This window comes from Streptomyces sp. NPDC048361, from assembly GCF_040651795.1.
Classification (GTDB): Bacteria; Actinomycetota; Actinomycetes; order Streptomycetales; family Streptomycetaceae; genus Streptomyces.
This window is the reverse complement of the sequence record NZ_JBEZKW010000002.1, coordinates 150346-175872: the sequence shown is the minus strand read 5'-3', so window position 1 is coordinate 175872 and position 25527 is coordinate 150346. Positions and strand designations below refer to the sequence as shown.

The 25527-nt window shown below is 70.6% G+C and carries 21 protein-coding genes, 1 tRNA gene and 1 pseudogene; 18 read left to right on the top strand and 5 right to left on the bottom strand.

Features of this window, described 5'->3' with window-relative positions; all coding sequences use genetic code 11:
* Positions 1–79: 79 nt before the first annotated feature.
* Entirely contained in the window at positions 80–718 is a 639-nt protein-coding gene (locus AB0D31_RS02010; protein WP_362715628.1) for a TetR/AcrR family transcriptional regulator, read from the bottom strand.
* Positions 719–828: 110 nt separating this feature from the next.
* Between AB0D31_RS02010 and AB0D31_RS02005 the strand changes: the two genes are divergently transcribed.
* From AB0D31_RS02005 to AB0D31_RS01965, 9 genes and pseudogenes are all read left to right on the top strand, one after another.
* Positions 829–2466, top strand: a complete 1638-nt coding sequence (locus AB0D31_RS02005; protein WP_362715626.1) for a carboxyl transferase domain-containing protein — start codon at positions 829–831, stop codon at positions 2464–2466.
* 74 nt (positions 2467–2540) lie between these two features.
* The gene (locus tag AB0D31_RS02000; RefSeq protein WP_362715623.1) at positions 2541–4493 is read left to right on the top strand and encodes an acetyl/propionyl/methylcrotonyl-CoA carboxylase subunit alpha; all 1953 of its coding nucleotides are present in this window, start codon (positions 2541–2543) and stop codon (positions 4491–4493) included.
* The gene (locus AB0D31_RS01995; protein WP_362715620.1) at positions 4490–5428 is read left to right on the top strand and encodes a hydroxymethylglutaryl-CoA lyase; all 939 of its coding nucleotides are present in this window, start codon (positions 4490–4492) and stop codon (positions 5426–5428) included. The genes AB0D31_RS02000 and AB0D31_RS01995 overlap by 4 nt, the downstream gene beginning before the upstream one ends.
* Before the next feature lie 2 nt (positions 5429–5430).
* The gene (locus AB0D31_RS01990) at positions 5431–6591 is read left to right on the top strand and encodes an acyl-CoA dehydrogenase family protein (protein WP_362715617.1); all 1161 of its coding nucleotides are present in this window, start codon (positions 5431–5433) and stop codon (positions 6589–6591) included.
* Between the two features lie 197 nt (positions 6592–6788).
* The gene (locus tag AB0D31_RS01985; RefSeq protein ID WP_362715614.1) at positions 6789–6983 is read left to right on the top strand and encodes a hypothetical protein; all 195 of its coding nucleotides are present in this window, start codon (positions 6789–6791) and stop codon (positions 6981–6983) included.
* 520 nt (positions 6984–7503) lie between these two features.
* Positions 7504–8145 (top strand): annotated as a pseudogene (locus AB0D31_RS01980) (GNAT family protein); the annotation flags it as partial.
* A gap of 362 nt (positions 8146–8507) precedes the next feature.
* Positions 8508–9092 (top strand): helix-turn-helix domain-containing protein, encoded by a 585-nt coding sequence (locus AB0D31_RS01975; RefSeq protein WP_362715611.1) that lies wholly within the window; start codon positions 8508–8510, stop codon positions 9090–9092.
* A gap of 83 nt (positions 9093–9175) precedes the next feature.
* On the top strand, positions 9176–10156 hold the full coding sequence (locus AB0D31_RS01970; RefSeq protein WP_362715609.1) for a zinc-binding dehydrogenase: 981 nt from the start codon (positions 9176–9178) through the stop codon (positions 10154–10156).
* Positions 10157–10488: 332 nt separating this feature from the next.
* A complete protein-coding gene (locus AB0D31_RS01965; protein ID WP_362715607.1) occupies positions 10489–11520 on the top strand; it encodes an ABC transporter substrate-binding protein in 1032 nt (343 codons plus the stop codon).
* A 77-nt stretch (positions 11521–11597) separates the two neighbouring features.
* Here the strand turns inward: AB0D31_RS01965 and AB0D31_RS01960 are convergent, their stop codons facing one another.
* Complete coding sequence (locus AB0D31_RS01960) at positions 11598–13190, bottom strand: beta-N-acetylhexosaminidase (RefSeq protein ID WP_362715606.1); 1593 nt, start codon at positions 13188–13190, stop codon at positions 11598–11600.
* Positions 13191–13632: 442 nt separating this feature from the next.
* On the opposite strand from AB0D31_RS01960, the gene AB0D31_RS01955 reads away from it, so the two are divergent.
* Positions 13633–13914, top strand: a complete 282-nt coding sequence (locus tag AB0D31_RS01955; RefSeq protein WP_328312691.1) for a hypothetical protein — start codon at positions 13633–13635, stop codon at positions 13912–13914.
* Between the two features lie 75 nt (positions 13915–13989).
* Entirely contained in the window at positions 13990–15807 is a 1818-nt protein-coding gene (gene glmS, locus AB0D31_RS01950; protein WP_362715604.1) for a glutamine--fructose-6-phosphate transaminase (isomerizing), read from the top strand.
* Positions 15808–15937: 130 nt separating this feature from the next.
* On the opposite strand, the gene AB0D31_RS01945 is transcribed toward glmS, so the two are convergent.
* Entirely contained in the window at positions 15938–16507 is a 570-nt protein-coding gene (locus AB0D31_RS01945) for a GPR1/FUN34/YaaH family transporter (RefSeq protein ID WP_362715601.1), read from the bottom strand.
* Between the two features lie 321 nt (positions 16508–16828).
* Positions 16829–17350, bottom strand: coding sequence for a universal stress protein (locus AB0D31_RS01940; RefSeq protein WP_114036721.1), 522 nt, complete (start codon positions 17348–17350; stop codon positions 16829–16831).
* Positions 17351–17974: 624 nt separating this feature from the next.
* Here AB0D31_RS01940 and AB0D31_RS01935 point away from each other — a divergent pair.
* The 6 genes from AB0D31_RS01935 to AB0D31_RS01910 all read left to right on the top strand — a co-directional run bounded on the left by AB0D31_RS01935 (position 17975) and on the right by AB0D31_RS01910 (position 22900).
* Positions 17975–18298 (top strand): hypothetical protein, encoded by a 324-nt coding sequence (locus tag AB0D31_RS01935; RefSeq protein WP_362715598.1) that lies wholly within the window; start codon positions 17975–17977, stop codon positions 18296–18298.
* A gap of 386 nt (positions 18299–18684) precedes the next feature.
* A complete protein-coding gene (locus AB0D31_RS01930; protein ID WP_362715595.1) occupies positions 18685–19932 on the top strand; it encodes a helix-turn-helix domain-containing protein in 1248 nt (415 codons plus the stop codon).
* A gap of 10 nt (positions 19933–19942) precedes the next feature.
* Positions 19943–20545: an oligoribonuclease gene (orn, locus tag AB0D31_RS01925; protein WP_362715593.1), complete on the top strand. Its 603-nt coding sequence runs from the start codon at positions 19943–19945 to the stop codon at positions 20543–20545.
* A 134-nt stretch (positions 20546–20679) separates the two neighbouring features.
* Positions 20680–20752: transfer RNA gene (locus AB0D31_RS01920), tRNA-His, on the top strand.
* 141 nt (positions 20753–20893) lie between these two features.
* Positions 20894–22141: a helix-turn-helix transcriptional regulator gene (locus tag AB0D31_RS01915; RefSeq protein ID WP_362715590.1), complete on the top strand. Its 1248-nt coding sequence runs from the start codon at positions 20894–20896 to the stop codon at positions 22139–22141.
* 429 nt (positions 22142–22570) lie between these two features.
* Entirely contained in the window at positions 22571–22900 is a 330-nt protein-coding gene (locus AB0D31_RS01910) for a hypothetical protein (RefSeq protein ID WP_362715588.1), read from the top strand.
* 23 nt (positions 22901–22923) lie between these two features.
* Here AB0D31_RS01910 and AB0D31_RS01905 read toward each other — a convergent pair whose 3' ends face one another.
* Positions 22924–23955 (bottom strand): LacI family DNA-binding transcriptional regulator, encoded by a 1032-nt coding sequence (locus AB0D31_RS01905; protein ID WP_362715585.1) that lies wholly within the window; start codon positions 23953–23955, stop codon positions 22924–22926.
* Positions 23956–24189: 234 nt separating this feature from the next.
* Between AB0D31_RS01905 and AB0D31_RS01900 the strand changes: the two genes are divergently transcribed.
* Positions 24190–25527, top strand: coding sequence for an extracellular solute-binding protein (locus AB0D31_RS01900; protein ID WP_362715583.1), 1338 nt, complete (start codon positions 24190–24192; stop codon positions 25525–25527).

Genomic DNA, 25527 nt, shown 5'->3' with positions numbered 1-25527 from the left:
CCCATTCTGCCCCGCCCGCGCCGCACACGGCCGGTCCGTCCCGAGCCGCGGACGGGCCGCCCGGGGCGGCGGAACGGGCTCAGCGCCCGTCCTCGGAGGCGAAGGGACCGTCCCCGGCGGCGACGTGTCCGTCCAGGGAGGCGAAGGCGCCGTGGGCCAGGCGGCGGAGGAGTGCCTCGGTGGCGGCGCGGCCCGGCAGCCCGGTGCCGTACGAGCCGAGGTGCGGGGTGGAGTTGAGCAGCCCGAACACCGCGTGCACCGCCCCGCGCACCTCCGCCACGGGCACCGGCGGATGGAGCTCGCGCACGACACCGACCCACAGCTCGACGTACTGCCGCTGCAGCTGGCGTACCAGCTTGCGGTCGCTGTCGCGCAGCCGGTCGAGCTCGCGGTCGTGCAGGGTGATCAGCGCCCGGTCGTCGAGGGCGAAGTCGATGTGCCCGTCGATGAGCGAGCCAAGGAGCCGCTCGGGGTCGCCGTCCGCCTCGGCGACCCGCTTGCGGCCACCGTCGTAAAGGCGCCCGCTGATGCCGACGAGCAGCTCGGCCAGCATCGCGTCCTTGCCGGCGAAGTGGCGGTACAGGCCGGGGCCGCTGATGCCGACGGCGGCCCCTATCTCGTCGACGCCGACGCCGTGGAAGCCGCGCTCGGCGAAGAGCCGGGCGGCCTCGCGCAGGATCTGCTCGCGGCGGGTCGGGGCGTCGGTTCGGGTGCTCATGGGAAGTCATTCTAGACAATGGGGTTAGCGCTCGTTAACCTGAACGCAATGAGTTAACGGCCATTAACATCCGTTGACATCGCCGCGTACGGGCAAGGGGGCTCGACACGATGCAGCAGGCACCGGTCCTGGGGAGTGCTGGGGGTCCCCCCTGGACGGAGTCCTTGGGGGACGATCCCGCCTCCGAGGCCTGGCGGGCCAACGAGGCGGCACACCACGCGCTCGGCGAGGAGCTGCGGGCGAAGCTCGCCGCGGCCCGGCTCGGCGGAGGCGAGCGGTCCCGCGCCCGGCATGTGGCGCGCGGCAAGCTGCTGCCGAGGGACCGCGTGGACACGCTCCTCGACCCCGGCTCGCCCTTCCTTGAGCTCGCCCCGCTGGCCGCCGACGGTCTGTACGGCGGGCAGGCGCCGGCCGCGGGCGTGATCGCCGGGATCGGGCGGGTGAGCGGCCGCGAGTGCGTGATCGTCGCCAATGACGCCACGGTCAAGGGCGGCACGTACTACCCGATGACGGTGAAGAAGCACCTGCGCGCGCAGGAGGTGGCGCTCGAAAACCGCCTCCCCTGTCTCTACCTCGTCGACTCGGGCGGCGCGTTCCTGCCGATGCAGGACGAGGTCTTCCCCGACCGCGAGCACTTCGGGCGGATCTTCTACAACCAGGCCCGGATGTCCGGCGCCGGTATCCCGCAGATCGCGGCCGTGCTCGGCTCGTGCACGGCGGGCGGCGCGTATGTGCCCGCGATGAGCGACGAGGCCGTGATCGTCCGCAACCAGGGCACGATCTTCCTGGGTGGTCCCCCGCTGGTGAAGGCGGCGACCGGCGAGGTCGTCACGGCCGAGGAACTCGGCGGCGGCGAGGTCCACTCGCGGGTCTCCGGCGTCACCGACCATCTGGCCGAGGACGACGCGCACGCGCTCAGGATCGTCCGCAACATCGTGGCCACCCTGCCCGAGCGCGGTCCGCTGCCCTGGTCGGTCGAGCCGGCCGAGGAGCCGAAGGCCGACCCGTTCGGGCTGTACGGGGCCGTGCCGGTCGACTCGCGCACGCCCTATGACGTACGGGAGGTGATCGCCCGGGTCGTCGACGGATCGCGCTTCCAGGAGTTCAAGGCCGAGTTCGGCCAGACGCTGGTCACCGGCTTCGCACGGATCCACGGCCACCCGGTCGGCATCGTCGCCAACAACGGCATCCTGTTCTCCGAATCCGCCCAGAAGGGCGCCCACTTCATCGAGCTGTGCGACCAGCGCGGCATCCCGCTGGTGTTCCTCCAGAACATCTCGGGCTTCATGGTGGGCCGCGACTACGAGGCGGGCGGCATCGCCAAGCACGGCGCGAAGATGGTGACGGCCGTCGCCTGCACGCGGGTGCCGAAGCTGACCGTCGTCGTCGGCGGTTCGTACGGCGCGGGCAACTACTCGATGTGCGGCCGCGCCTACAGCCCCCGCTTCCTGTGGATGTGGCCCAACGCCAAGATCTCGGTGATGGGCGGCGAGCAGGCCGCGTCCGTCCTCGCGACCGTCAAGCGCGACCAGCTGGGCGACGACTGGAGCGCCGAGGACGAGGAGGCCTTCAAGGCCCCCATCCGCGAGCAGTACGAGACGCAGGGCAACGCCTACTACGCGACGGCGCGGCTCTGGGACGACGGTGTGATCGACCCGGTCGACACCCGTCAGGTCCTCGGCCTCGCCCTGACGGCCTGCGCCAACGCGCCGCTCGCCGACCCCGCCTTCGGCGTCTTCCGGATGTGACCGACGTGACGGCTGAGACATCTGCGACGGCACCCACGTCGACTTCCACCTCGACTTCCCTGGTGAGGGCTCCCATGTTCACGACAGTGCTCGTCGCCAACCGGGGCGAGATCGCGGTCCGCGTCATCCGCACCCTGCGGCAGCTCGGCATCCGCTCGGTCGCCGTCTTCAGCGACGCGGACGCCGAGGCGCGCCACGTCCGGGAGGCGGACACGGCCGTGCGCATCGGCCCGGCGGCGGCCACCGAGAGCTATCTGCGCCCCGAGCGGCTCATCGAGGCGGCGCTGCGCACCGGCGCCCAGGCCGTCCACCCGGGCTACGGCTTCCTTGCGGAGAACGCGGGGTTCGCCCAGGCCTGCGCCGACGCGGGCCTGGTCTTCATCGGGCCGCCCGCCGGTGCGATCTCCCTGATGGGCGACAAGATCCGCGCCAAGGAGACCGTGCAGAAGGCCGGGGTCCCGGTCGTGCCCGGCTCCTCGGGCAGCGGCCTCACCGATGCCCAACTGGCCGACGCGGCACGGGAGATCGGCATGCCCGTGCTTCTGAAGCCGAGCGCGGGCGGCGGCGGCAAGGGCATGCGCCTGGTCCGCGACGAGGCGCTGCTCGGCGACGAGATCGCGGCGGCCCGCCGTGAGGCCCGCGCCTCCTTCGGCGACGACACGCTGCTCGTCGAGCGGTGGATCGACCGGCCCCGCCACATCGAGATCCAGGTCCTCGCCGACAACCACGGCCATGTGATCCACCTCGGCGAGCGCGAGTGCTCGCTCCAGCGCCGCCACCAGAAGATCATCGAGGAGGCGCCCAGCGTCCTGCTCGACGAGGCGACACGCGCCGCGATGGGCGAGGCGGCCGTGCAGGCGGCCCGCTCGTGCGGCTACTCGGGCGCGGGCACGGTGGAGTTCATCGTGCCGGGCAGCGACCCGTCCTCGTACTACTTCATGGAGATGAACACCCGCCTCCAGGTCGAGCACCCGGTGACGGAGCTGATCACGGGTGTCGACCTCGTGGAGTGGCAGCTGCGCGTCGCAGCGGGCGAGCAACTCCCGTACGAGCAGAAGGACATCACCCTCACCGGCCACGCCATCGAGGCCCGCCTGTGCGCCGAAGACCCCTCGCGCGGCTTCCTGCCGTCGGGCGGTACGGTCCTGGCGCTGCGCGAACCGCAGGGCGACGGAGTGCGCACGGACTCGGGTCTGAGCGAGGGCACCGAGGTCGGCAGCCTCTACGATCCGATGCTGTCCAAGGTCATCGCGTACGGGCCCGACCGGGCGACCGCGCTGCGCAAACTGCGGGCCGCGCTCGCCGGCACAGTGACGCTCGGCGTGCCCACCAACGCCGGGTTCCTGCGCCGCCTTCTGGCCCATCCGGCCGTGGTGGCAGGCGAGTTGGACACCGGCCTCGTCGAGCGTGAGGCGGACGGCCTCGTCCCCGACGGCGTACCCGACGAGGTGTACGCGGCCGCGGCGGCGGTCCGGCTCGACGCGCTGAAGCCCGCTGCGGCCGACGGCTGGACCGACCCGTTCTCGGTGCCGAGCGGCTGGCGCATAGGGGGTGAGCCCAAGGCTCTGGCCTTCCCGCTGCGCGTGACGGGACTCGAACCCGTCACTCACGCCGCGCCCACCACGGCGATGGTCACCGCCGACCGGGTCACCGTCGAACTCGACGGCGTCACCCACACCTTCCACCGCGCCGGCGCCTGGCTGGGCCGCGACGGCGACAGCTGGCACGTCGCCGACCACGACGCCGTCGAGGCCGCCCTGTCCGGCCGCAGCCACGGCGGGGCCGACACCCTGGCCGCGCCCATGCCGGGCACGGTCACCGTCGTCAAGGTGGCGGTCGGCGACGAAGTGGACGCCGGGCAGAGCCTGTTGGTGGTGGAGGCGATGAAGATGGAGCACGTGATCTCGGCGCCGCACGCGGGCACGGTCACCGAGCTCGACGTCGTGCCCGGCTCGACCGTGGCCATGGACCAGGTCCTGGCCGTCGTCACCCCGGCCGAGGCCGCAGCCACCGAGGAGACCTCATGACCGAGCTGCCGATGGCCGTCCCGGCGCCCGGACTGCCGGCCCGGGTCCGCATCCACGAGGTGGGCGCGCGCGACGGGCTGCAGAACGAGAAGGCGGTCGTGCCGACCGAGGTCAAGGCCGAATTCGTGCACCGCCTTGCCGCGGCCGGCCTGACCACCATCGAGGCGACGAGCTTCGTGCACCCCAAGTGGGTGCCCCAACTCGCCGACGCCGAGGCCCTGTTCCCGATGCTGGGTGACCTCGAAGGCGTGGCGCTGCCCGTCCTCGTGCCCAACGAGCGGGGTCTGGACCGGGCGCTCGCGCTCGGCGCCGACCGCATCGCGGTGTTCGCCAGCGCCACCGAGTCGTTCGCCAAGGCCAACCTGAACCGCACGGTCGACGAGTCGCTCGCGATGTTCGAGCCGGTCGTGACCCGCGCCAAGGCCGCGGGCGCGCACGTGCGCGGCTACCTGTCGATGTGCTTCGGCGACCCGTGGGAAGGCGCGGTGCCCCTGGCGCAGGTGGTGCGCGTCGCCAAGTCCCTCATGGACCTGGGCTGCGACGAGCTGAGCCTCGGCGACACCATCGGCGTCGCCACGCCCGGCCAGGTGCGGGCCCTGCTGTCGCTGCTGAACGAGCAGGGCGTGCCCACCCCCGCCATCGGGGTGCACTTCCACGACACCTACGGCCAGGCGCTCGCCAACACGCTCGCCGCCCTCCAGCACGGAGTGAGCACCGTGGACGCGTCGGCGGGCGGCCTCGGCGGCTGCCCGTACGCCAAGTCCGCGACCGGAAACCTCGCCACCGAAGACCTCGTGTGGATGCTCCAGGGCCTCGGTATCGACACCGGGGTCGACCTCGGCCTGCTCACCGCCACCAGCGTGTGGATGGCCGGACAGCTGGGCCGACCCAGCCCCTCCCGCACCGTACGTGCCCTCTCCCACCAGGAGTCGTAGCCATGCCCCTCGACCACCGTCTCACCCCCGAGCACGAGGAACTCCGCCGTACCGTCGAGGAGTTCGCCCACGACGTCGTCGCCCCGAAGATCGGCGACTTCTACGAGCGCCACGAGTTCCCGTACGAGATCGTCCGCGAGATGGGCCGCATGGGCCTGTTCGGGCTGCCGTTCCCCGAGGAGTACGGCGGCATGGGCGGCGACTACCTGGCGCTCGGCATCGCCCTGGAGGAGCTGGCCCGCGTCGACTCCTCGGTCGCCATCACCCTGGAGGCGGGCGTCTCGCTCGGCGCGATGCCCATCTTCCGGTTCGGCACCGAGGAGCAGAAGCGGGAGTGGCTGCCGAAGCTGTGCTCGGGCGAGGTGCTCGGCGCGTTCGGCCTGACCGAGCCGGACTGCGGCTCGGACGCGGGCGGCACACGGACCACCGCGGTACGCGACGGCGACGAGTGGGTCATCAACGGCTCGAAGTGCTTCATCACCAACTCCGGTACGGACATCACGGGCCTGGTCACCGTCACCGCGGTCACCGGCCGCAAGGACGACGGGCGTCCGCTGATCTCCTCGATCATCGTGCCGTCCGGCACGCCGGGCTTCACCGTCGCGGCGCCGTACTCGAAGGTCGGCTGGAACGCGTCGGACACGCGGGAGCTGTCCTTCTCCGACGTGCGCGTCCCGGTGGCCAACCTGCTCGGCGCGGAGGGCCGCGGGTACGCCCAGTTCCTGCGCATCCTCGACGAGGGCCGCATCGCGATCTCGGCGCTGGCCACTGGGCTGGCGCAGGGGTGTGTGGACGAGTCGGTGAAGTACGCGAAGGAGCGGCACGCGTTCGGGCGGCCGATCGGCGAGAACCAGGCGATCCAGTTCAAGATCGCCGACATGGAGCTGCGGGCGCACATGGCGCGGGTCGGCTGGCGCGACGCGGCGTCCCGGCTGGTGCACGGCGAGCCGTTCAAGAAGGAGGCGGCGCTCGCGAAGCTGTACTCCTCGACGGTGGCGGTCGACAACGCACGTGAGGGTACGCAGATCTTCGGCGGCTACGGCTTCATGAACGAGTATCCGGTGGCGCGTATGTGGCGGGACTCCAAGATCCTGGAGATCGGGGAGGGTACGAGCGAGGTGCAGCGGATGCTGATCGCCCGCGAGCTGGGGCTGCCGGCCTGACGTTTGCGCGTGTTGCTCACGCTTCCGGGGGTTCCGGGCCCCTGGACCCCGGGTCGGTCCTGGACCCCGGGTCCTGGGTTCCTGGACCCCGGGTCCTGGGTTCCTGGACCCCGGGCCCTGGGCCTCGGGTCCCTCGATGGAGTGGTGCCGCTCGCGTCGGCGTCGCCGTGGGGGGCCGGGGCCCGCACCCTGTCAGGGTGAACCCCCCGACCTGCCCCAGTTGTGCGAGCCGTCCACCGCTGTGGAAGGACACCTCGACGACGGCGCCGGGTGCGGCGGACCGCTGGCACTGGCACTGCGGGCTGTGCCTGCGCACCTACGAGCCGAGCGCCTCGCACAAGGTCCGCTTCACCTACGCCCCGCTGCGCCGGCAGGTACCGCTGCTGGGGTAACCGGCCACCAGGCCCGTGCCGGGTGCCCTACCAGAGGCGCGGGGCTGTGCCCTTTTGCGCGGCTCCGCCGCGGGGGACGCGGGTGGGCCTGCGGCGCCGGGTGCCCTACTTAGGGGCGCGGGGCTGTGCCCTTTTCGCGGCTCCGCCGCGGTGGGCGCGGGTGGCCATGCGGCGCCGGGTGCCCTACTGGGGGGCGCGGGGAACTGCGCGAGACGCGGGCACGGTCCGCAGCCGAAAGCGGGGTTGCCGGGGCTCCGCCCCAGGTCGGGCTGAGGATGCGCATAGCGCCCGGCACCGAGCAGCCCAGGGGCGCCGGGAACTGCGCGACCAGCCACGCACGACGCGAAACCGGGCCACTGTCCTGGGCTGAGGGTGTCCAGTGCCGGGCGGCACCAAGTAGTCAGGGCGCGAGAAGCGGCACGGTCCGCAGCCGAACCCCCGGGCCGGGCCACCGCGTTGAACGGTTCCCGCAAGGGCAAATCATTCGACACGCCCCGACCCCGCCCCGCACAGTCGGTCCATGGAACTGCCCTCGGCCTGGTGGCCCCTCTACGCCCTGCGCATCCGCACGCCCCGCCTCGAACTGCGCCTGCCCGACCTGGCGTTGCTCGCCGAACTCGCGAGGGTGGCGGCGGGTGGGGTGCATGCGCCGGGTCGGATGCCGTTCACCGTGCCGTGGAGCGACGGGACTCCCGCCGAGCGCGGCCGGGCGGCGTGGCAGCACGTGCTCGGCACCATCGCGACCTGGTCGCCGGACGACTGGACGCTGAGCCTCGCCGTGCTGCACGAGGGGGCCGTGGTCGGCCGGCAGGACGTGCTGGCGACGCGTTTCGGGGTGACCCGGGAGGTGGAGACGGGCTCCTGGCTCGGCACCGCCCACCAGGGACGCGGCATCGGCACCGAGATGCGGGCCGCTGCCCTGCACTTGGCGTTCGCCGGGCTCGGCGCGCGGGCCGCCGTCTCGGCCGCGATGACCGACAACCCTCGCTCGCTCGGCGTCTCGCGCCGGCTCGGTTACCGGGACGACGGGCTGGCCACCGCCGTCGTGCGAGACCGGCCCGTCACGCTTCAGCGGCTGCGCCTTGAGCACGCCGAGTGGGAGCGGCTTCGTACGGTGGACGTCCGGATCGAGGGGCTCGACGCGTGTCGGGCGGAGTTCGGGACGCAGGGCGCACCGGACGGGGACCAAGTGGTAGAGCCTCGGAGTCCTTCGGGGGTTGACGCAGTGGCGGGGCGTTGTGTCGGAGGGTTGGTCAGACGTCGAGGCGGTGGTGTAACGCTCGCAGGCTCAGTCGGGGGCGTCGTTGGGGGTGTCGGCGTAGGTGCCGTCGCGGGGGCGGAGTCCTCCGTACTTGTCTCACGAGGTAGAGGCGGCGCCCCGCCGGGACGTGCGACATGCCCCGGAGCTCACTGAGCCGAGGGTCGGGCGACTGCGCCACTGGCGGCGGTTCGCGTGGCCGCAGTATGCCCTCGCTCCGTACGCCAGGGATTGTTCTTGAATGGTCGCTCATGTATGTTTGCCTCATGCCCAGACCTCGAGAGTTCGAGCCCGACACCGTCCTGAACGTGGCCATGCTGCGGTTCTGGGAGCGCGGGTACCGGGCGACGTCCATCGAGGATCTGGTGAAGGCGACCGGGGTGAAGCCCGGCAGCCTATACAGCGCCTTCCCCGGCGGTAAGCATGCACTGTTCCTGAAGTCGTTGGAGCGTTACTCCAGGCTGGTCGTGCCCGAGAAGCTGGGCGAGTTGGAGGCTTCGGGCGCGTCGGTGGCTGAGATCCGCGGCTACTTCGACGGGCTGGTGCGCGACCTGCTCAGCCCCGAGGGCCGGCAAGGCTGCCTGCTCGTCAACACGGCGATCGAGAAGGCCGCCGAGGACGACGAGGCGGCGGCCGTCGTACGCGGCCACCTGGCCCGGCTCGAACGGTGCATGACCCACGCTCTGGCGAACGCGGCTCGCAGGGGTCAGGTGCGCGCCTCGCTGGACTGCGCCGGCAGCGCCAAGCTGCTGGTCGCGACATGCCAGGGGCTGATGGTCGTCGGGAAGGCGAATCCCGACGAGACGCTCCTGCGGGCGATCGTCGACAACGCCTTCACTGCTCTCGCCTGACGGCCGGCCACACGGGCCACCGTACGCGGTGGCTCTTTTTTCGCACCAATAGTTGAATGTGCGCTCAAGAATGGAGTCACGACATGAAGGCCATCGTCATTTCCGCCTACGGCGGCCCCGAGGTGCTCACCCTCACCGAACTGCCCGACCCGGTGCCCACCGACGGCGAAGTGCTGGTCCGGGTCAAGGCGTTCGGCCTCAACCACGCCGAGGCGTACATGCGCGGCGGAGCCTGGGGAGAGGTGGCGGCCGTCCCCGGGATCGAGTGCGCCGGAGAGGTCGAGGCCGACCCATCCGGTGAACTCCCCGTCGGAACCAGGGTGGTGGCGATCCTCGGCGGCATGGGCCGGACCCGCAACGGCAGCTATGCGGAACTGGTAACCGTGCCGGCGACCAACGTGGTGGCCGTGCACTCGCCGCTGGACTGGGCCGATCTGGCCGCGGTTCCCGAGGTGTACGCGACGGCGTGGAGTGGCCTGTTCGGCAATCTGGACCTGCGACCGGGCGAGACGGTCGTGGTGCGGGGAGCGACCTCCTCGCTCGGCCAGGCCGCCGTCAACCTCGCGGTCGACCACGGCGCGACCGTGCTCGCCACGACCCGGAACCTCGCGCACGTACCGCTGCTGAAGGAGCTCGGGGCCGGCGACGTGCTCATCGACGACGGCGCGCTCGCCGCCCAGGTCGGGAAGCGGGAGGTCGGCGTCGACGCGGTGTTCGACGTGGTCGGCAACAGCGTCCTACGCGACTCGCTGGCCCTGGTCCGACCCCGTGGCCGGGTGTGCCAGCTCGGCTTCCTGGGCGGCTTCGACCCGGTGCGGGACTTCGATCCGATCACCGATCTCCCCAGCGGGGTCCGGCTCAGCTTCTTCGGCAGCGCCTTCGTCCTGGGCACCCCCGCATTCCCGCTCACCGACGTGCCGTTGGACGAGATCTACGCCAAAGTCACAGCCAGTACCCTCCGGGCCCGTCCCACCCGGGTCTTCCGGTTCGACGAGATCGTCGAAGCCCACCGGGCCATGGAGGCCGGAGAAGCCCTCGGCAAGATGGTCGTCACCCTCGACTGAACCCCCAGCCCCTCCGTCAGCCGCCAAGGGGGCCTGCCGCGCCCAAGGAAATCGGCCGGGTACTCCCCGCGCTGCGACAACGGGTCTGCACCCGGACACGGTTCGTGCCTGGCGAGGCCGGTTCGCCGCTGGCGGGCTGCCGACAAGAAGAATCCTCCGTCGCGCGGGCAGCTTGATCAACCCCCGAAGGACTTACGGAGCCGACCACTAAGTGCCCGAGTCGGGCTGCTTGTTCCGTGGGGGGCCGGGCCATCAGTAAAGCTAAGGGTAGGCTTACCTTCGCATCCAGCCGGCGGCAGCCCCCGGCCCGTACGTACGAAAGCGGACACGTCATGCCCCACGCCCGAGCATCCCTGCCCACCCGTCGCGGCCTCCTGGCCATGGGCGGCGCGATCGGCATCGGTGCCGCGCTGACCGCCTGCGGTGGGGGCGACAAGAAGAGCGGATCGGCGGACGGCACCAAGGCCGGCGCCTCCGGGCCCTGGTCGTTCACGGACGACCGCGGCCAGACCGCGAAGACCAAGACGCAGCCGAAGAACATCGTCGCCTTCACCGGCACGGCCGCCGCCCTCTTCGACTACGGCATCGAGGTCAAGGGCGTCTTCGGGCCGACCAAAACCAAGGACGGCAAGCCCGATGTGCAGGCCGGCGGCCTCGACATCGACAAGGTCGAGATCATCGGCAATGTGTACGGCGAGTTCAGCGTCGAGAAGTACGCGGCCCTCCAGCCCGACGTGCTGATCACGGACATGTGGCAGAAGGACGTCCTCTGGTACGTGCCGGACAACAGCAAGGACAAGATCCTCAAGCTGGCGCCGAGCGTCGCCCTGTGGGCTGCCGACGAGAGCATGCCCGCCGCCCTCCAGCGCCGCGCGGACCTCGCCAAGTCCCTCGGCGCGGACCTGAACGCGAAGAAGTTCACCGACGCCAAGGCCGCCTTCGAGAAGGCCTCCGCGCGGCTGCGCGCCGCCACCAAGGCCAACCCGGACATCAAGGTGCTGCTCGGCTCCGCGAGCCCCGACCTCTTCTACGTCTCCGAGGCCAAGCGCAGCTGCGACACCCGCTACTTCCAGGAGCTCGGCGTCCGGTTCGTCACCCCGAAGACCGACTCGCAGGGCTTCTTCGAGTCGCTCAGCTGGGAGAACGTCGGCAAGTACCCGGCCGACCTGATCCTCATGGACAACCGAACCGGCACCCTCCAGCCCGCCGACCTCGGCTCCAAGCCGACCTGGGCGCGGCTGCCCGCCGTCAAGGCCCAGCAGGTCATGCCGCGCCTGACCGAGCCGATCTACTCCTACGCGCGTGTCGCCCCCATCGTCGACGCACTCGCCCAGGCCATCGAGAAGGCCAAGAAGGTCGCATGACCCGGCCCGGATCCTCCTGACATGGCGGTGCCGGGGCCCCTTCCTGCGGGCCCCGGCACCGTGATCCAGCCCCGAGGTCACACCCAGGGCACCAGCGGTGAGCGGTAGTAGGTGATGCCGAGCGCCGACATCCTGGGGCCCTGCTGCGCCAGCCGGGCCTTGTACGCCGTCCAGTCATGCGTGGACGCCGGTGACCAGCCGAGTTCGGCGATTCCCTGGAGCCTTGGGAACGCCATGTATTCGATCTGCGCGCTGGTGCTGAGCGTCTCCGACCAGATCGGCGCCTCCACACCGAGCACCGCGCGAGCGGGCACCCCCTTCACGAAGGTGTCCGGGTCCCAGGAGTACGACTTGTCGACCTCGACGTAGCCGGCCCAGTTGGTGCCGAGCGTGGTCTTCGCGTCGTACTTCATGTCGAGGTAGGCACGGTTGGCCGGCGACATGATCAACTTGGTGCCGGCCTGCGCCGCCGCGGCGACGTTCGCCTCGTCGCCCGTGGTGCCCCAGTACTGGGCGACGGTGCCCGGGATCGGGGTGGCGTCGACGATCTGGTGCCAGGCCATCACGGTCTTGCCGTACTTGTGCACGACGGGCTGGGCCCGGGTCATGAAGGTGTCGTAGTCCTCCTTCGAGGTGGACTGCGCCTCGTCGCCGCCGATGTGGAGGTAGCGCCCCGGCGTCATGGCGGCGACCTCGCGCACCACGTCGTCGAAGAAGGCGTACGTCACTTCCTTGGGCACGCACAGCGAGCTGAAGCCGACGTGGGTGCCGGTGTAGAGCGGGGGCGCGACGCCGTTGCAGTTGAGCTCGGCGTAGGAGGCGAGCGCCGCATTGCTGTGTCCCGGGGTGTCGATCTCGGGCACGACCTCCATGTAGCGCGAGGCGGCGTGGTCGAGGATCGCCTGGTAGTCGGCCTTGGTGTAAAAGCCGCCCTTGCCGCCGCCCACCTGGGTCTGGCCGCCGTAGGTGGCGAGCCGGGGCCAGGAGTCGATGGCGATGCGCCAGCCCTGGTCGTCGCTGAGGTGCAGATGCAGCTCATTGATCTTGTAGAGGGCGAGCTGGTCGATGTAACGCTCGACCTGGGCGACGGTGAAGAAGTGCCGCGAGACGTCGATCATCGCGCCGCGGTAGGCGTAGCGGGGCGCGTCCGTGATCGTGCCGCCCGCGATCTTCCAGGGGCCGGCCTGCTTCGTCTTCTTCTCCACGTTGGCGGGGAGCAGCTGCCGCAGGGTCTGTACGCCGTGGAAGAGGCCTGCCGGGGTGTTGGCGGCGACGGTGACGGAGCCCTTGGCCGAGGTGAGCCGGTACCCCTCGTCGCCGAGGCCCTCGTCATCGGCGCCGAGCAGCAGGCGGATTCCGTCGCCGCCCGTGGCGCCGGTGATGGGCAGGGCGTACCCGGTGGAGGGGCGCAGGACGGCCGCCAGATAGGCGCCGATCCGCTGTACCTCGGGCTCGCCCGGGGTGACTCTGATCCGGGTGGCGGAGCCGATGGTGTAGGGGGAGCCGCCCGGCGAAACGTCGGCGGGGACGGGCACGATCTGGCCGAGCGGGCGGGGTCCGTCAGCCGCGGCGGGCGCCGCCGACGTTCCGATGCTGGTAAGCCCGGCGGCCGCCACCAGGACCAGGGAGCCGAAGAGCCGGGCGAATGTCCTGCGCTGTCTCTGTCTCACAAGCGGTTCCCTTCCAAGGGCGCACGCAGCTGTGGGGGCCGAGCAACCGAACACTTCCATGGGACCCGGCATCCCCGTCCGGGGTCAAGGTGCGGACCGGCCGGTGGGCAGGGCGGGTCGCACGGCAGACGTCCGTACGTCGATCATCGCCATATCGTGCGGTAGAAGAATCCTGTCATGGCGGAAATCATCCAGACGGATGGCATGTGGGCCTTCGACGGCTCCACGCTGCGGATCGTACCGGGCAGTAAGGACGTACGGCCCGGCTCTCCCGGCTCCTAGGATCCCCGCGCACCGGCTGCGAGACGGACGTCCCCGGCTTCGAGGCCCCGCAGGCCCATCTGGATCGGTCTGGTCCAGACCTTGCACATGATCATGCGAATCCTGCCCGAAAGCGGGCAGGATTCTTGCGTACGGCTCCGATAGCCCGCAATATCGACGGGTGCTCGAACGCCGCAGCCCGTCGTCCCACGACGACCTCGTAGATCATCTGGTGCGCAGCACCGCGCTTCCGCGCGGTGAGGCGGCCCGGGTGGTGCTCGATGTGCTGGCGTACTTCGACGAGACGTGCGAGGAATTCGTCCGCCGGCGCCACCGTGAACTGCAATCCGGTGGCGCGGTCAACGCGGAGATCTTCGAACGGATCGCGGCCGAGCTGCCGCACCGCGCCGTGGCGCCACCGGAGCTCTCGCTCCGGCAGCTGCGCCGCATCGTCTACGGCTGAAGTACGGCTGAGGCGCGGCTGAGGCGGGGCCGGGCACACAGGAACGTTGTACGTCGATGGAGGGGCAGAGACTCTATGTGCGGAATCGTCGGTTATATCGGTAAGCGTGATGTGGCACCGCTGCTGCTGGAAGGCCTGGCGCGGCTGGAGTACCGGGGTTACGACTCCGCGGGCATGGTCGTCAACACCCCCAAGTCCGGGGCGCTGAAGATGGTCAAGGCCAAGGGCCGCGTCCGCGACCTGGAGGCCCGCGTCCCCAAGCGTTTCGCCGGCACCACGGGCATCGCCCACACCCGCTGGGCCACCCACGGCGCCCCCTCCGACGTGAACTCGCACCCGCACCTCGACCCCGAGAACAAGGTCGCCGTCGTCCACAACGGCATCGTGGACAACGCCGCCGACCTGCGCGCCAAGCTGGAGGCCGAGGGCGTCGTCTTCGCGTCCGAGACCGACACCGAGGTCATCACCCACCTCATCGCCCGCTCCCCCGCCGACTCCCTGGAGGAGAAGGTCCGCGAGGCGCTCAAGGTCATCGAGGGCACCTACGGCATCGCCGTGATGCACGCCGACTTCGCCGACCGCATCGTGGTCGCCCGCAACGGCTCCCCGGTCATCCTCGGCATTGGCGAGAAGGAGATGCTCGTCGCCTCCGACGTGGCCGCCCTGATCGCCCACACCCGCCAGGTCGTCACCCTCAACGACGGCGAGATGGCGACCCTGAAGGCCGACGACTTCCGGACGTACACGACGTCGGGCACGCTCACCAACGCCACCCCCGAGACCGTCGAGTGGGAGGCCGCCTCCTTCGACATGGGCGGCCACGACACGTACATGCACAAGGAGATGAGCGAGCAGGCCGAGGCCGTCGACCGTGTCCTGCGCGGCCGTATCGACGACCGGTTCTCGACCGTTCACCTCGGCGGCCTGAACCTGGACGCCCGCGAGGCCCGCGGTGTGCGCCGCATCAAGATCCTCGGCTGTGGCACCTCGTACCACGCGGGCATGATCGGCGCCGGCCTCATCGAGGAGCTGGCCCGCATCCCCGCGGACGCCGAGCCGGCCTCCGAGTTCCGCTACCGCAACCCGGTCGTGGACCCCGACACCCTGTACATCGCGGTCTCCCAGTCCGGTGAGACGTACGACGTGCTCGCGGCGGTGCAGGAGCTCAAGCGCAAGGGCGCCCGCGTCCTCGGCGTCGTGAACGTGGTCGGCTCGGCGATCGCCCGCGAGGCGGACGGCGGCACCTACGTGCACGCCGGCCCCGAGGTCTGTGTCGTCTCCACCAAGTGCTTCACCAACACGGTCGTCGCCTTCGCGCTGCTCGCCCTGCACCTCGGCCGCATCCGCGACCTGTCGGTCGCCGACGGCAAGCGGATCATCGAGGGCCTGCGCAAGCTGCCCGGCCAGATCGAGGAGATCCTGGCCATGGAGCCGGAGATCGAGAAGCTGGCCCAGGAGTACGCGGGCGCCCAGTCGATGATGTTCATCGGGCGTGTGCGCGGCTACCCGGTCGCCCTGGAGGCCTCCCTGAAGCTCAAGGAGATCTCCTACATCCACGCCGAGGCCTACCCCGCCTCCGAGCTGAAGCACGGTCCGCTCGCGCTGATCGAGCCGGCGCTCCCGACGGTCGCGATCGTCCCGGACGACGACCTCCTGGAGAAGAACCGCGCCGCCCTTGAGGAGATCAAGGCCCGCAGCGGCCGCATCCTCGCGGTCGCGCACCAGAACCAGGAGAAGGCCGACCACACCATCGTCGTGCCGAAGAACGAGGACGAGCTCGACCCGATCCTCATGGGCATCCCGCTCCAACTCTTCGCGTACCACACGGCGTTGGCGATGGGCCGCGACATCGACAAGCCGCGCAACCTGGCGAAGTCCGTCACGGTCGAATAGTCCGCACCGACCGGCAGCGCGTACGGCATCACGTACGGCAGCGCGTACGGAAAAGGGCGGCCCCTGCCTCGCGGCGGGGGCCGCCCTCGTGCGTGCCCGTGCTGCCCACGCACCGGCACGCGGCTGCCGGTCAGCCGGTGGCCGTCACCCCCCGGCCGGCGGCGCGTCGCGGCATGGCGGTCGGCCACTTGGCGAGCGCGGCCGTCGCCCCATACCAGGCCACGGCGCCCGCGACCGCGGCGACCCAGCCGGCCACCTTGCCGAGCGAGGTGCTCCCGGCGAACTGGCCGATCGCCAGCAGCACCAGGGCAAGGAAGAGCAGTCCGTACGTGCCCTGCCGGAAGATCCCGGCGCCCGTCGAGCCCGCGGCGAGGCTCAGCGCGAGCAGCGCGAACAGGACGAGGAAGAGGCCGGCCGCGTTGGCCGAGAGCTTGGTGTCCGCCCCGGCCGCCCAGGTGAACCAGAAGGCACCGAGGCCGGCGAAGGCTGTGCCGGTGAACGCGTCCTGGTCGCGGAAGGCGAGGACGCCGAGGACGAACAGGCCGATGCCGCCGACGTAGGTGGCGATGGAGACCGAGTCGGCCACCGTCACGCCGTGGACGACGCGGGTGTTGCCTATGCCGAAGGCCAGCAGGGTGAGGCCGAGTGCGAGGTGGCCGAGGGTGGAGGTGGTGCTTCCCGCGGGAACTTCATTGTCCACGGCGGGCTCCCTTCAGACGCGCTTTTGTGCTGCTTCCCAGCGCCCCTTATTTACCCTTCACAAGCACACAATCCACCCCTACGCATGGGTAGATTCAGCCACGGAGCACGGGAGTTGACGTCACGTCAGCCCAACCGGGTGCTGGCCTCGGCCGAATCCGGTTCCGTGCTCGGCCAAACCTGAGGCCGGGCTCGGCCAAACCTCATGCCGGTTTCGGCCCGCCCGCCGCGCGGTTTCGGCCCGCCCGCCGCGCGGTTACGGCCCGCCCGCCGCGCGGTTACGGCCCGCCCGCCGCGCGGTTACGGCCCGCCCGCCGCGCGGTTACGGGATGACGACGACGGGGCGCTGCGCCCGGCGCGCGAGGCGGCCCGCGACCGAGCCGAAGATCCGGCCGACCAGGCCGTGCGTGGAGCCGACGACGATCGCGTCCGCCGCGTACTCGCGCCCGACTTCTTCCAGTTCGTGGCAGATGTCGCCACCGCGCTCGACGAGGATCCAGGGGACCTCGGCGAGGTAGTCGGCGCAGGCGAGTTCGAGGCCGAGTACCTCGGTGCGGTGGTCCGGCACGTCCACGAAGACCGGCGGCTCGCAGCCCGCCCACACCGTGGTGGGCAGCCGGTTGGCGACGTGCACGATGATCAGCCCGGAGCCGGAGCGCTTGGCCATGCCGATGGCGTAGGCGAGGGCCCGCTCACTGGAGGTCGAGCCGTCGAAGCCGACGACGACACCGTGACGGAACGCGGGATCGCAGGAATGACGTGGTTCTGTCGCCGCCTGGAGGTCCGACGTGGGGTCGGCTACCTGCTTGCGGTCCGCGGGTTCGGAGAATTCGTGACCGGCCATGGGTGTCTCGGCGAAAGAGGTCCTCAGTCGAGGGACAGCGGGGACGTGTGAGCAACAACGAGTCGGCGGCGTAGCTGTGTCCGGGGGGAGCCGTGTCCGGGAATTGTCTTCCCAACCCCATACCCCCAAGGGTACGGCGACACTCCTCTCCTGCCCAGGTCCGCCGAACCTACTCGGCGTTCCCCGGGAGCATGCACGAGGCGGCCCCGGATGGCAATGCTTGGTGCCCTGTACAGCCGTCCCCCGGACGGGCCCCGAACGGCCGCCCGGACGGCTCCCGGACGACGCTCGGACGGCTCCCGGACAGCCCCGCGCACCGCCGCTCCAAATTCGCTCCCGCGGGCCCGGCCGACACCCTCGGGGACGCTTCCGGGGACATTTCGACGACGCCTCGGGGACGTCCCGGGCGCGCCTCGACGATCCCTCCATACTGATGATCTTCCAGTGACCGGAGCGGCCGCTTCCGCGTTAGCCACGCGATCACCCCGACCCCGATCCAGGAAGCACCTCCTCGTGCCCCCTCCCCCGGTCGCCCACCCGTCCGCCCCCGCCGCGCCGGCCGGCTCCCGACACCGGTCGCCCGAATCGCTGCCCGCGGCTGAAACCGTACGTACCAACCGGTCCGTGAACGCCGAACCAGTAGGGTCCGCTTCCACAGGAGCGTCCGGCGATCCGGCGGGGGACGTCGTGCGCTGGGCGGTGTTCAGCTGTCTGCTCGTGCCCGTGGTGCTCGTCGTCTACGGGTCCTCGTTCGCCGGCGCGGTCGGCTCCGCGGTGGGCCTCACGGCCGTGACGGCCGTGTGCCGCCTGCTCTTGCGGCGCTCCGAGCGGGCCGCCGCCGAAGAACGGGCACTGCGGTCGGTTGTGGCGCAGAGCCGACGTGTCCGACCTGCCCCCGCGGGGCATCGCGGAGGGCGACACGGAGGGGCCCGTACACCCCAGGAGTGAGCTGATCGCACAACTGGACCCATCTGTTTTCGGCCAACTTCCCCGGGTGACGGATTCCTTGGCCGAATGGCCTGCCAACCCCCTTGCCACCAGGGAAGAAAGGGTCGATGCGGGCGCCGGCACCCTACGGGTACGGGCCATCCCCCGCAGGCGCACTTCCCCTACGGGGCCCACGAATGAAACGCTCGTGATCGAAAGCTTCGCGCCAAGTTGCCATGTCGACATAGCGCTGAGTGCCGGATTTGTCACGCCGGCGCCACGGGACGCAGTAGATTCGATCTTGCCTATCGAAGGCTGGGGACTCGTGCAAAACCGAGGGGAAAAGTGCAGGAGCGACAGGCCCGACAAGAACGGGGAGCCGCGAACACCGAGGGGGGCTTAGCGCCATGAGCCAGGACTCCGCTGCCGCATCACCGGAGACCGCAAGGAAGCTGGCCGGCCGCCGACGCCGGGAGGTCGTCGCCGTACTGCTGTTCAGTGGCGGCCCCATCTTCGAAAGTTCCATTCCGCTCTCCGTGTTCGGCATCGACCGTCAGGACGCGGGAGTTCCGCGTTACCGCCTGCTGGTGTGCGCCGGCGAGGAAGGACCCCTGCGGACCACAGGGGGACTCGAACTCACCGCGCCCTACGGCCTGGAGGCAATCAGCAGGGCGGGAACGGTGGTGGTGCCCGCGTGGCGTTCCATCACCTCACCGCCCCCCGCCGCCGCGCTCGAAGCGCTGCGGCGGGCACACGAGGAAGGGGCAAGGATCGTCGGGCTGTGCACCGGCGCGTTCGTGCTCGCCGCGGCCGGTCTGCTCGACGGCCGCCCGGCGACGACGCACTGGATGTACGCGCCGACACTGGCCAAGCGGTACCCGTCGGTCCATGTGGACCCGAGGGAGCTCTTCGTCGACGACGGGGACGTTCTCACCTCGGCCGGGACCGCGGCCGGAATCGATCTCTGTCTCCACATCGTGCGGACGGACCACGGCAGTGAGGCGGCCGGTGCGCTGGCCCGCCGGCTCGTCGTACCGCCGCGCCGCAGCGGCGGCCAGGAGCGCTATCTCGACAGGTCTTTACCTGAGGAGATCGGCTCCGACCCGCTGGCCGAGGTCGTCGCCTGGGCGCTGGAGCACCTTCACGAGCAGTTCGACGTGGAGACCCTGGCGGCGCGGGCGTACATGAGCCGCCGCACCTTCGACCGTCGTTTCCGCTCGCTGACCGGGTCGGCCCCCCTCCAGTGGCTGATCACCCAGCGGGTCCTGCAGGCCCAGCGCCTGCTGGAGACGTCCGACTACTCGGTGGACGAGGTGGCGGGCCGCTGCGGCTTCCGCTCCCCGGTCGCGCTGCGCGGGCACTTCCGCCGCCAGCTCGGCTCGTCCCCGGCGTCCTACCGGGCGGCCTACCGGGCGCGGCGACCACAGCCGGAACCGAATGGAAGCCACGTAGCGGTGGCGGTGCCGGCTCCCCTGCCGGAGACCGTCCCGTCCCAGGCGCTCCCCCAGATCCGGCGGACGGCGGCGGCCAGTGCGGTGATGGGTCCCTCCGCTTCGCACACCGTGCCGGAGCCGGGGAAGCCCGGCTCCGATCTGTACGCCTCCGGGTACACCGGTGGCCGTCCGAGTCTGCCCGGTCAGCGGAGCGCCCCGTAGGGTAAGGCGCATGAACGACCGCATGGTGTGGATCGACTGCGAGATGACCGGGCTCTCGCTGGCGGACGACGCACTCATCGAGGTGGCCGCACTGGTCACCGACTCGGAGCTGAACGTACTGGGCGAAGGGGTGGACATCGTGATCCGTCCCCCGGACGCCGCGCTGGAGACCATGCCGGAGGTGGTGCGCACCATGCACACCGCCTCCGGGCTCCTCGACGAGCTGGCCGGCGGCACCACGCTGGCCGACGCCGAGGAGCAGGTCCTCGCGTATGTACGTGGACACGTCAAGGAGCCGGGCAAGGCGCCGCTGTGCGGAAACTCGGTCGGTACCGACCGGGGCTTCCTGCTGCGGGACATGCCGAGCCTGGAGTCCCACCTCCACTACCGGATCGTGGACGTGTCCTCCGTGAAGGAGCTCGCCCGCCGCTGGTATCCGCGGGCGTACTTCAACAGCCCGGACAAGAACGGCAACCACCGGGCGCTCGCGGACATCCGTGAATCCATCGCGGAGCTCCGCTACTACCGCGAGGCGGTCTTCGTCCCGCAGCCGGGCCCCGACTCGGACACGGCGAAGTCCATCGCGGCGAAGTACGTCCTGCCTGCGGAGTAGCCCTCCGCAGGGGGGTCCGAGAGGGTGCCTCGAAACATGTGCGCGAGCACCCTCTCGGACCCTGTACACTTTTTCTCGGCCGGTAGGGAAGCCCCCAGGGACTTCCCAAGACCACAACAGTCCGGCCATGCATGGTGGGTATAGCTCAGATGGTAGAGCACCTGGTTGTGGTCCAGGATGTCGCGGGTTCGAGTCCCGTTACTCACCCTGAACGAAGAGGGCCTGCTCCGTGACAACGGAGCGGGTCCTCTTTCGCGTTGCCGACTGACAAAGTCTGAACAGGACCACCTGGCACGTGCATCACTCCTAACCTGGCAGTGTCGAGCTGCAAGGAAGGGGCAGGGCGTTATGTCGATCGAGGCGACTCCGGACCCGCATGAAAACCCCGTGCGCTTCGGGCAGCGCGTGCAGATCTTCCGTACCCGTCGTGGAATGACCCGGGAGCAGCTGGCCGGACTTCTCGGCCATCACGCGTCGTGGGTCAAAAAGGTCGAGAACGGCCAGATGCGGATGCCACGGCTGCCTGAGATCCTGCGGATCGCCGAGGCGCTCCGGGTACGGAGCCTCAACGATCTCGCCGGAATCGACAGCGGCACGGATGTCGCGTTGTTCACGGGACCCGGTCACCCCCGGCTCGCGGCGGTGACCGAGGCGATCAACGCGTTCCCGTGGAGCACCGACCGTGCGGCTCCGTCCACGGCACATCTGCACATGCGTCTTGCCGCAGCGTGGTCGGCTCGGCACCGCGCCGCCAACCATCGGGAGATGTTGGGCGAGCTCTTGCCGGACCTGATCCGGGACGCTCAAGTCGCGGTGCGGCAGAGCGATTCGGCGGTCGAGCGCCGAATCGCGCACGGCACGCTCTCGGAGGTGTACTCGCTCGCGCAGTTCTTCGTTGCTTACCAGCCGGATGCGGCACTGTTGTGGCGCGTGGCCGAACGCGGGATGGTCGCCGCCCAGGAGAGCGAGGATCCGCACGCGATCGGGATTGCCTCATGGCTCACCGCGCAGGCGCACCGCGACTCCGGCCACTTCGACGCAGCGGACGAGGTCACTCAGGCGGCGCTGCGCCATCTCACCCCGCTTCTGCCTGATGCGGCGGACAACGTCCGCGCCATCGTGGGCGCATTGCAGTTCGAGGCGGGGTACACCGCTGCCCGACGGGCTGAGTCAGGGACGGCCTGGGGCTGGTGGGACAAGGCCGCTCATACAGCCGAGAGCCTGCCGCCGGACTACTACCACCCGGTCACCTCCTTCGGCAGGGCCATCATGGGCGCCCACGCCGTCACTGTCGCCGTCGAGCTGAGGGCTGGAGGCGAATCCGTGCGGCAAGCGTCGCGAGCCGAGGCCGAAGCGATCCCGTCGCGCCCTCGTCGTGCCCGGCACCGGATCGAGCTGGCCAGGGCGTACCGCTTGGACGGTCAGCACGAGCGCGCCCTGGCCACTTTGGAACTCGCACACGTCGCTGCACCCGAGACCATTCGCTACAACGGGTACGCCCGGGGCCTCGTGCTGGAGGAGACCGAGTCACGCCTACCCGAGCGGAGACGCCGGGCGGCGGAACTCGCGGTGAAAATCGGAATGCTCGCCGTGTAGCAAGGGGCCGAGACCCGGCCCCTTGTTCCTGACTGGCGCCTCTACGTTCAGTGGCACAACCAGCACCGAGCGAGGGGCGCCTTCGTGCACACGACCACCACTTCAGAAGCCATCTCCGCCTGGCTCGCCGCGAGCCTCCACCGGCCCGAAGACGCGCGGCGACAGTGGCAGGACGGATCCGTGGCCGTTTTGGCCCTCGGACGGTGCTTCTGTGCTGCCCGCCTCAGTGAGGCTCTCGTGTACGCGACTACCAGCTCGGCAGACCCCACCACAGTGACCCGGGTTCTGCGCGAGCGTCTGGGCGGTCCTGTCATCCACGACCCGCGTGGCCAGCGCTTCTACGCACTTGTGCCCCCGTCCCCACCGCCCTCCAAGACAGACCCGCATGCCGCCTATCTGGGCCTCGGCCACTTTCTGGGGGTGCCCCGCGTGGGGGCGAACGAACCGAACGGAACCCTCGCCAGCTACTGGGCCGTCCCCATGCCCACCCCCGGCACTCTGTGCGACCCCGTGCGGCTGTCCGAGCTGATCGGGGGCGGGACGATCGCGCTCGGCGGGGTCGAGGCGGCGGCCCGGGCGCGCGGAGAGGGCACCACCCCGGTCACGTGCCGCATCACGTTCTGCGTCCGCTGCGACCGGCCCATCGAAGGCGCCGCCGTCAAAGTCGCCGGCGAGAGCCAGCTGGGGGCGGCGAGCGGGGCCCGCGAGGACGACTGGCGGCACGTCGAGGGAGACCCCGCCTGCCGGCCCCGCCGATAGCCCGGGCGAAAGCCCCCCGACCCCTACGACGACGCCCGCACCACCAGTTCCGTAGGCAGGATCAGGCTTCGGCGGGTCGGTTCGGTGGCGGTGATCTCCGTGAGGAGGAGTTCGGCCATCGCGCGGCCCATCTCCTCGATCGGCTGGCGCACGCTCGTCAGGGGTGGGTCCATGTGGCGGGCTATCGAGGAGTCGTCGAAGCCGATCAGGGCCAGGTCCTCGGGGATGCGGCGGCCGTGGGCGCGCAGGACCTGGCGGGCGCCGGAGGCCATCAGGTCGGACGCGGCGAAGACCGCGTCCAGGTGCGGGGCGCGGGTCAGGAGTTCGGTCATCGCGCGGCGGCCACCTTCCTCGGTGAAGTCGCCGTGGGCGATGAGTTCCTCCAGGTGCGCCTCCGCGAGGGCGGCCCGGTAGCCGTCGAGGCGGCGCCGGGCTCCGTACACGTCGAGCGGCCCGGCGATCGTGGCTATGGTGCGCCGGCCCCGGGCCACCAGGTGGGCGATGGCGCTGCGGGCGCCCTCGAAGTTGTCGGAGTCGACCGAGGCGAGCGGCTCGTCCTCGCTGCGGCGGCCGCTGATGACGACGGGGATGCCGAGCTGTTCCAGGAGGTCGGGCAGTGGATCGTCGGCGTGGACCGAGACGAGCAGGACGCCGTCGACCCGGTGCGAGGCGAGGTACTGGGCGAGCCTGCGCCGTTCGCGGTCGCCGCCGACCAGCGTGAGCAGCAGCTGCATGTCGGTGTCGGCGAGCGCGGCACCCACCCCGCGCACGATGTCGGAGAAGTACGGCTCGGCGAAGAAGCGGGCCTCGGGTTCCGGGACGACCAGGGCGATCGCGTCGGTGCGGTTGGCGGCGAGCGCGCGGGCCGCCCTGTTGGGTACGTAGCCGAGTTCGGCGACGGCGGCCTCCACGGCGGCGCGGGTCTCCTCGCTGACCCGGGGCGAGCCATTGATCACCCGGGACACCGTGCCCCGGCCGACGCCGGCCCTGGCCGCCACTTCTTCCAGGGTGGGCCGCCCCGCGCTGCGGCCCCTGGCCGTGCGGGCTGTTGTCACGTCTGCCTCCCCAACTCGCGCAACTGACGGTGAAAGTAACAGCCCCGGCCGGATCGAGAACGGCATCCCCTGGCATTGCGCGGTCCCTTGACAGTCCAACAGGGAGCGGCGAACCTTCAACACATCACGGCTGGGAGCGCTCCCACAGTAGTAGGTCCCTACACCTTTCGCATCCCTTCCGCCCGCGCCGACCGCCTCAACCGGCCTGGCCCGGACGACAGTTGGAGGAAGCACATGCGCACGCGTACACGTATGTCCAGACGCTTCGCGGCCCTCGCGGCCGTGGCCGCACTCGGCACCGCCCTGCTCGCCGGCTGCGCCGACGACGGCAAGGACCCGGCGGCCGGTGGCTCCTCCGGCGGCGGGGGCGGCGGCGGCGCGAAGACCACCCTCACCGTGGGCGTCTTCGGCGCCTTCGGCCTGAAGGAGGCCGGGCTCTACGACGCGTACATGAAGCTCCACCCCGACATCGAGATCAAGCAGACCTCGATCGAGCGGAACGAGAACTACTACCCGCAGCTCCTCACCCACCTCGGCTCCGGCAGCGGGCTCGCGGACATCCAGGCCGTCGAGGTCAGCAACATCGCCGAGGTCACCGCGACACAGAGCGGCAAGCTGGAGGACCTGTCGAAGGCGTCCGGCGTGAACAAGGACGACTTCCTGCCGTGGAAGTGGGCCGAGGCCACCACCAAGGACAACAAGACGGTGGGCCTCGGTACCGACACCGGCCCGACCGGGATCTGCTACCGCAAGGACCTGTTCGCCAAGGCGGGGCTGCCCACCGACCGGGACGCCGTGGGCAAGCTGTGGGCGGGCGACTGGAACAAGTACCTCGATGTGGGGCGCCAGTTCAAGGCGAAGGTCCCGTCCGGCGCCGCCTTCGTCGACTCCGCCTCGGGCGTGCTGAACTCGATCACCGGGTCGAGTGCCGTGCGCTACTACGACGCCGACGGTAAAGTCGTCTACAAGGACAACCCGGCCGTCAAGCAGGCCTGGTCCACGGCCACCGCGTTCGCCACCGGCGGTCTGACCGCCAAGCTCCAGCAGTTCCAGCCGAGTTGGGACCAGGGCTTCGCCAACGCCACCTTCGCCACCGTCTCCTGCCCGGCCTGGATGCTCGGCTACATCCAGGACAAGGCGGGAGCCGCGGGCAAGGACAAGTGGGACGTGGCCGCCGCACCCAAGCCCTCCAACTGGGGCGGCTCCTTCCTCACCGTGCCCTCCGCCGGCAAGCACACCGCGGAGGCCGCCAAGCTCGCCGCGTGGCTGACCGCCCCCGCCCAGCAGGCCGTCCTGTTCGAGAAGCGCGGCAGCTTCCCGAGCGCCAAGGCCGCGTACGGGCTCCCCGCGGTGGCGAACGCCAAGCACGACTACTTCGGCGGCGCACCCATCGGGCAGATCTTCGCGAAGGCCGCCGAGGGCACCCCGGTGCAGTTCCTCGGCCCGAAGGACCAGATCATCCAGCAGAACCTCTCCGACATCGGCATGCTCCAGGTCGAGCAGAAGGGCAAGTCGCCGCAGCAGGGCTGGGACGCCGCGGTGAAGGCGATCGACAACGCTCTGGACCAGTGA

Coding starts and splice junctions, on each gene's coding strand:
- AB0D31_RS01995 (WP_362715620.1), top strand. CDS start 4,490: ATGACCGAGCTGCCGATGGCCGTCCCGGCGCCCGGACTGCCGGCCCGG.
- AB0D31_RS01915 (WP_362715590.1), top strand. CDS start 20,894: ATGTCGATCGAGGCGACTCCGGACCCGCATGAAAACCCCGTGCGCTTC.
- AB0D31_RS02000 (WP_362715623.1), top strand. CDS start 2,541: ATGTTCACGACAGTGCTCGTCGCCAACCGGGGCGAGATCGCGGTCCGC.
- AB0D31_RS01990 (WP_362715617.1), top strand. CDS start 5,431: ATGCCCCTCGACCACCGTCTCACCCCCGAGCACGAGGAACTCCGCCGT.
- AB0D31_RS01970 (WP_362715609.1), top strand. CDS start 9,176: ATGAAGGCCATCGTCATTTCCGCCTACGGCGGCCCCGAGGTGCTCACC.
- glmS (WP_362715604.1), top strand. CDS start 13,990: ATGTGCGGAATCGTCGGTTATATCGGTAAGCGTGATGTGGCACCGCTG.
- AB0D31_RS01965 (WP_362715607.1), top strand. CDS start 10,489: ATGCCCCACGCCCGAGCATCCCTGCCCACCCGTCGCGGCCTCCTGGCC.
- AB0D31_RS02005 (WP_362715626.1), top strand. CDS start 829: ATGCAGCAGGCACCGGTCCTGGGGAGTGCTGGGGGTCCCCCCTGGACG.
- AB0D31_RS01975 (WP_362715611.1), top strand. CDS start 8,508: ATGCCCAGACCTCGAGAGTTCGAGCCCGACACCGTCCTGAACGTGGCC.
- AB0D31_RS01940 (WP_114036721.1), bottom strand. CDS start 17,350: ATGGCCGGTCACGAATTCTCCGAACCCGCGGACCGCAAGCAGGTAGCC.
- AB0D31_RS01930 (WP_362715595.1), top strand. CDS start 18,685: ATGAGCCAGGACTCCGCTGCCGCATCACCGGAGACCGCAAGGAAGCTG.
- AB0D31_RS01900 (WP_362715583.1), top strand. CDS start 24,190: ATGCGCACGCGTACACGTATGTCCAGACGCTTCGCGGCCCTCGCGGCC.
- orn (WP_362715593.1), top strand. CDS start 19,943: ATGAACGACCGCATGGTGTGGATCGACTGCGAGATGACCGGGCTCTCG.
- AB0D31_RS02010 (WP_362715628.1), bottom strand. CDS start 718: ATGAGCACCCGAACCGACGCCCCGACCCGCCGCGAGCAGATCCTGCGC.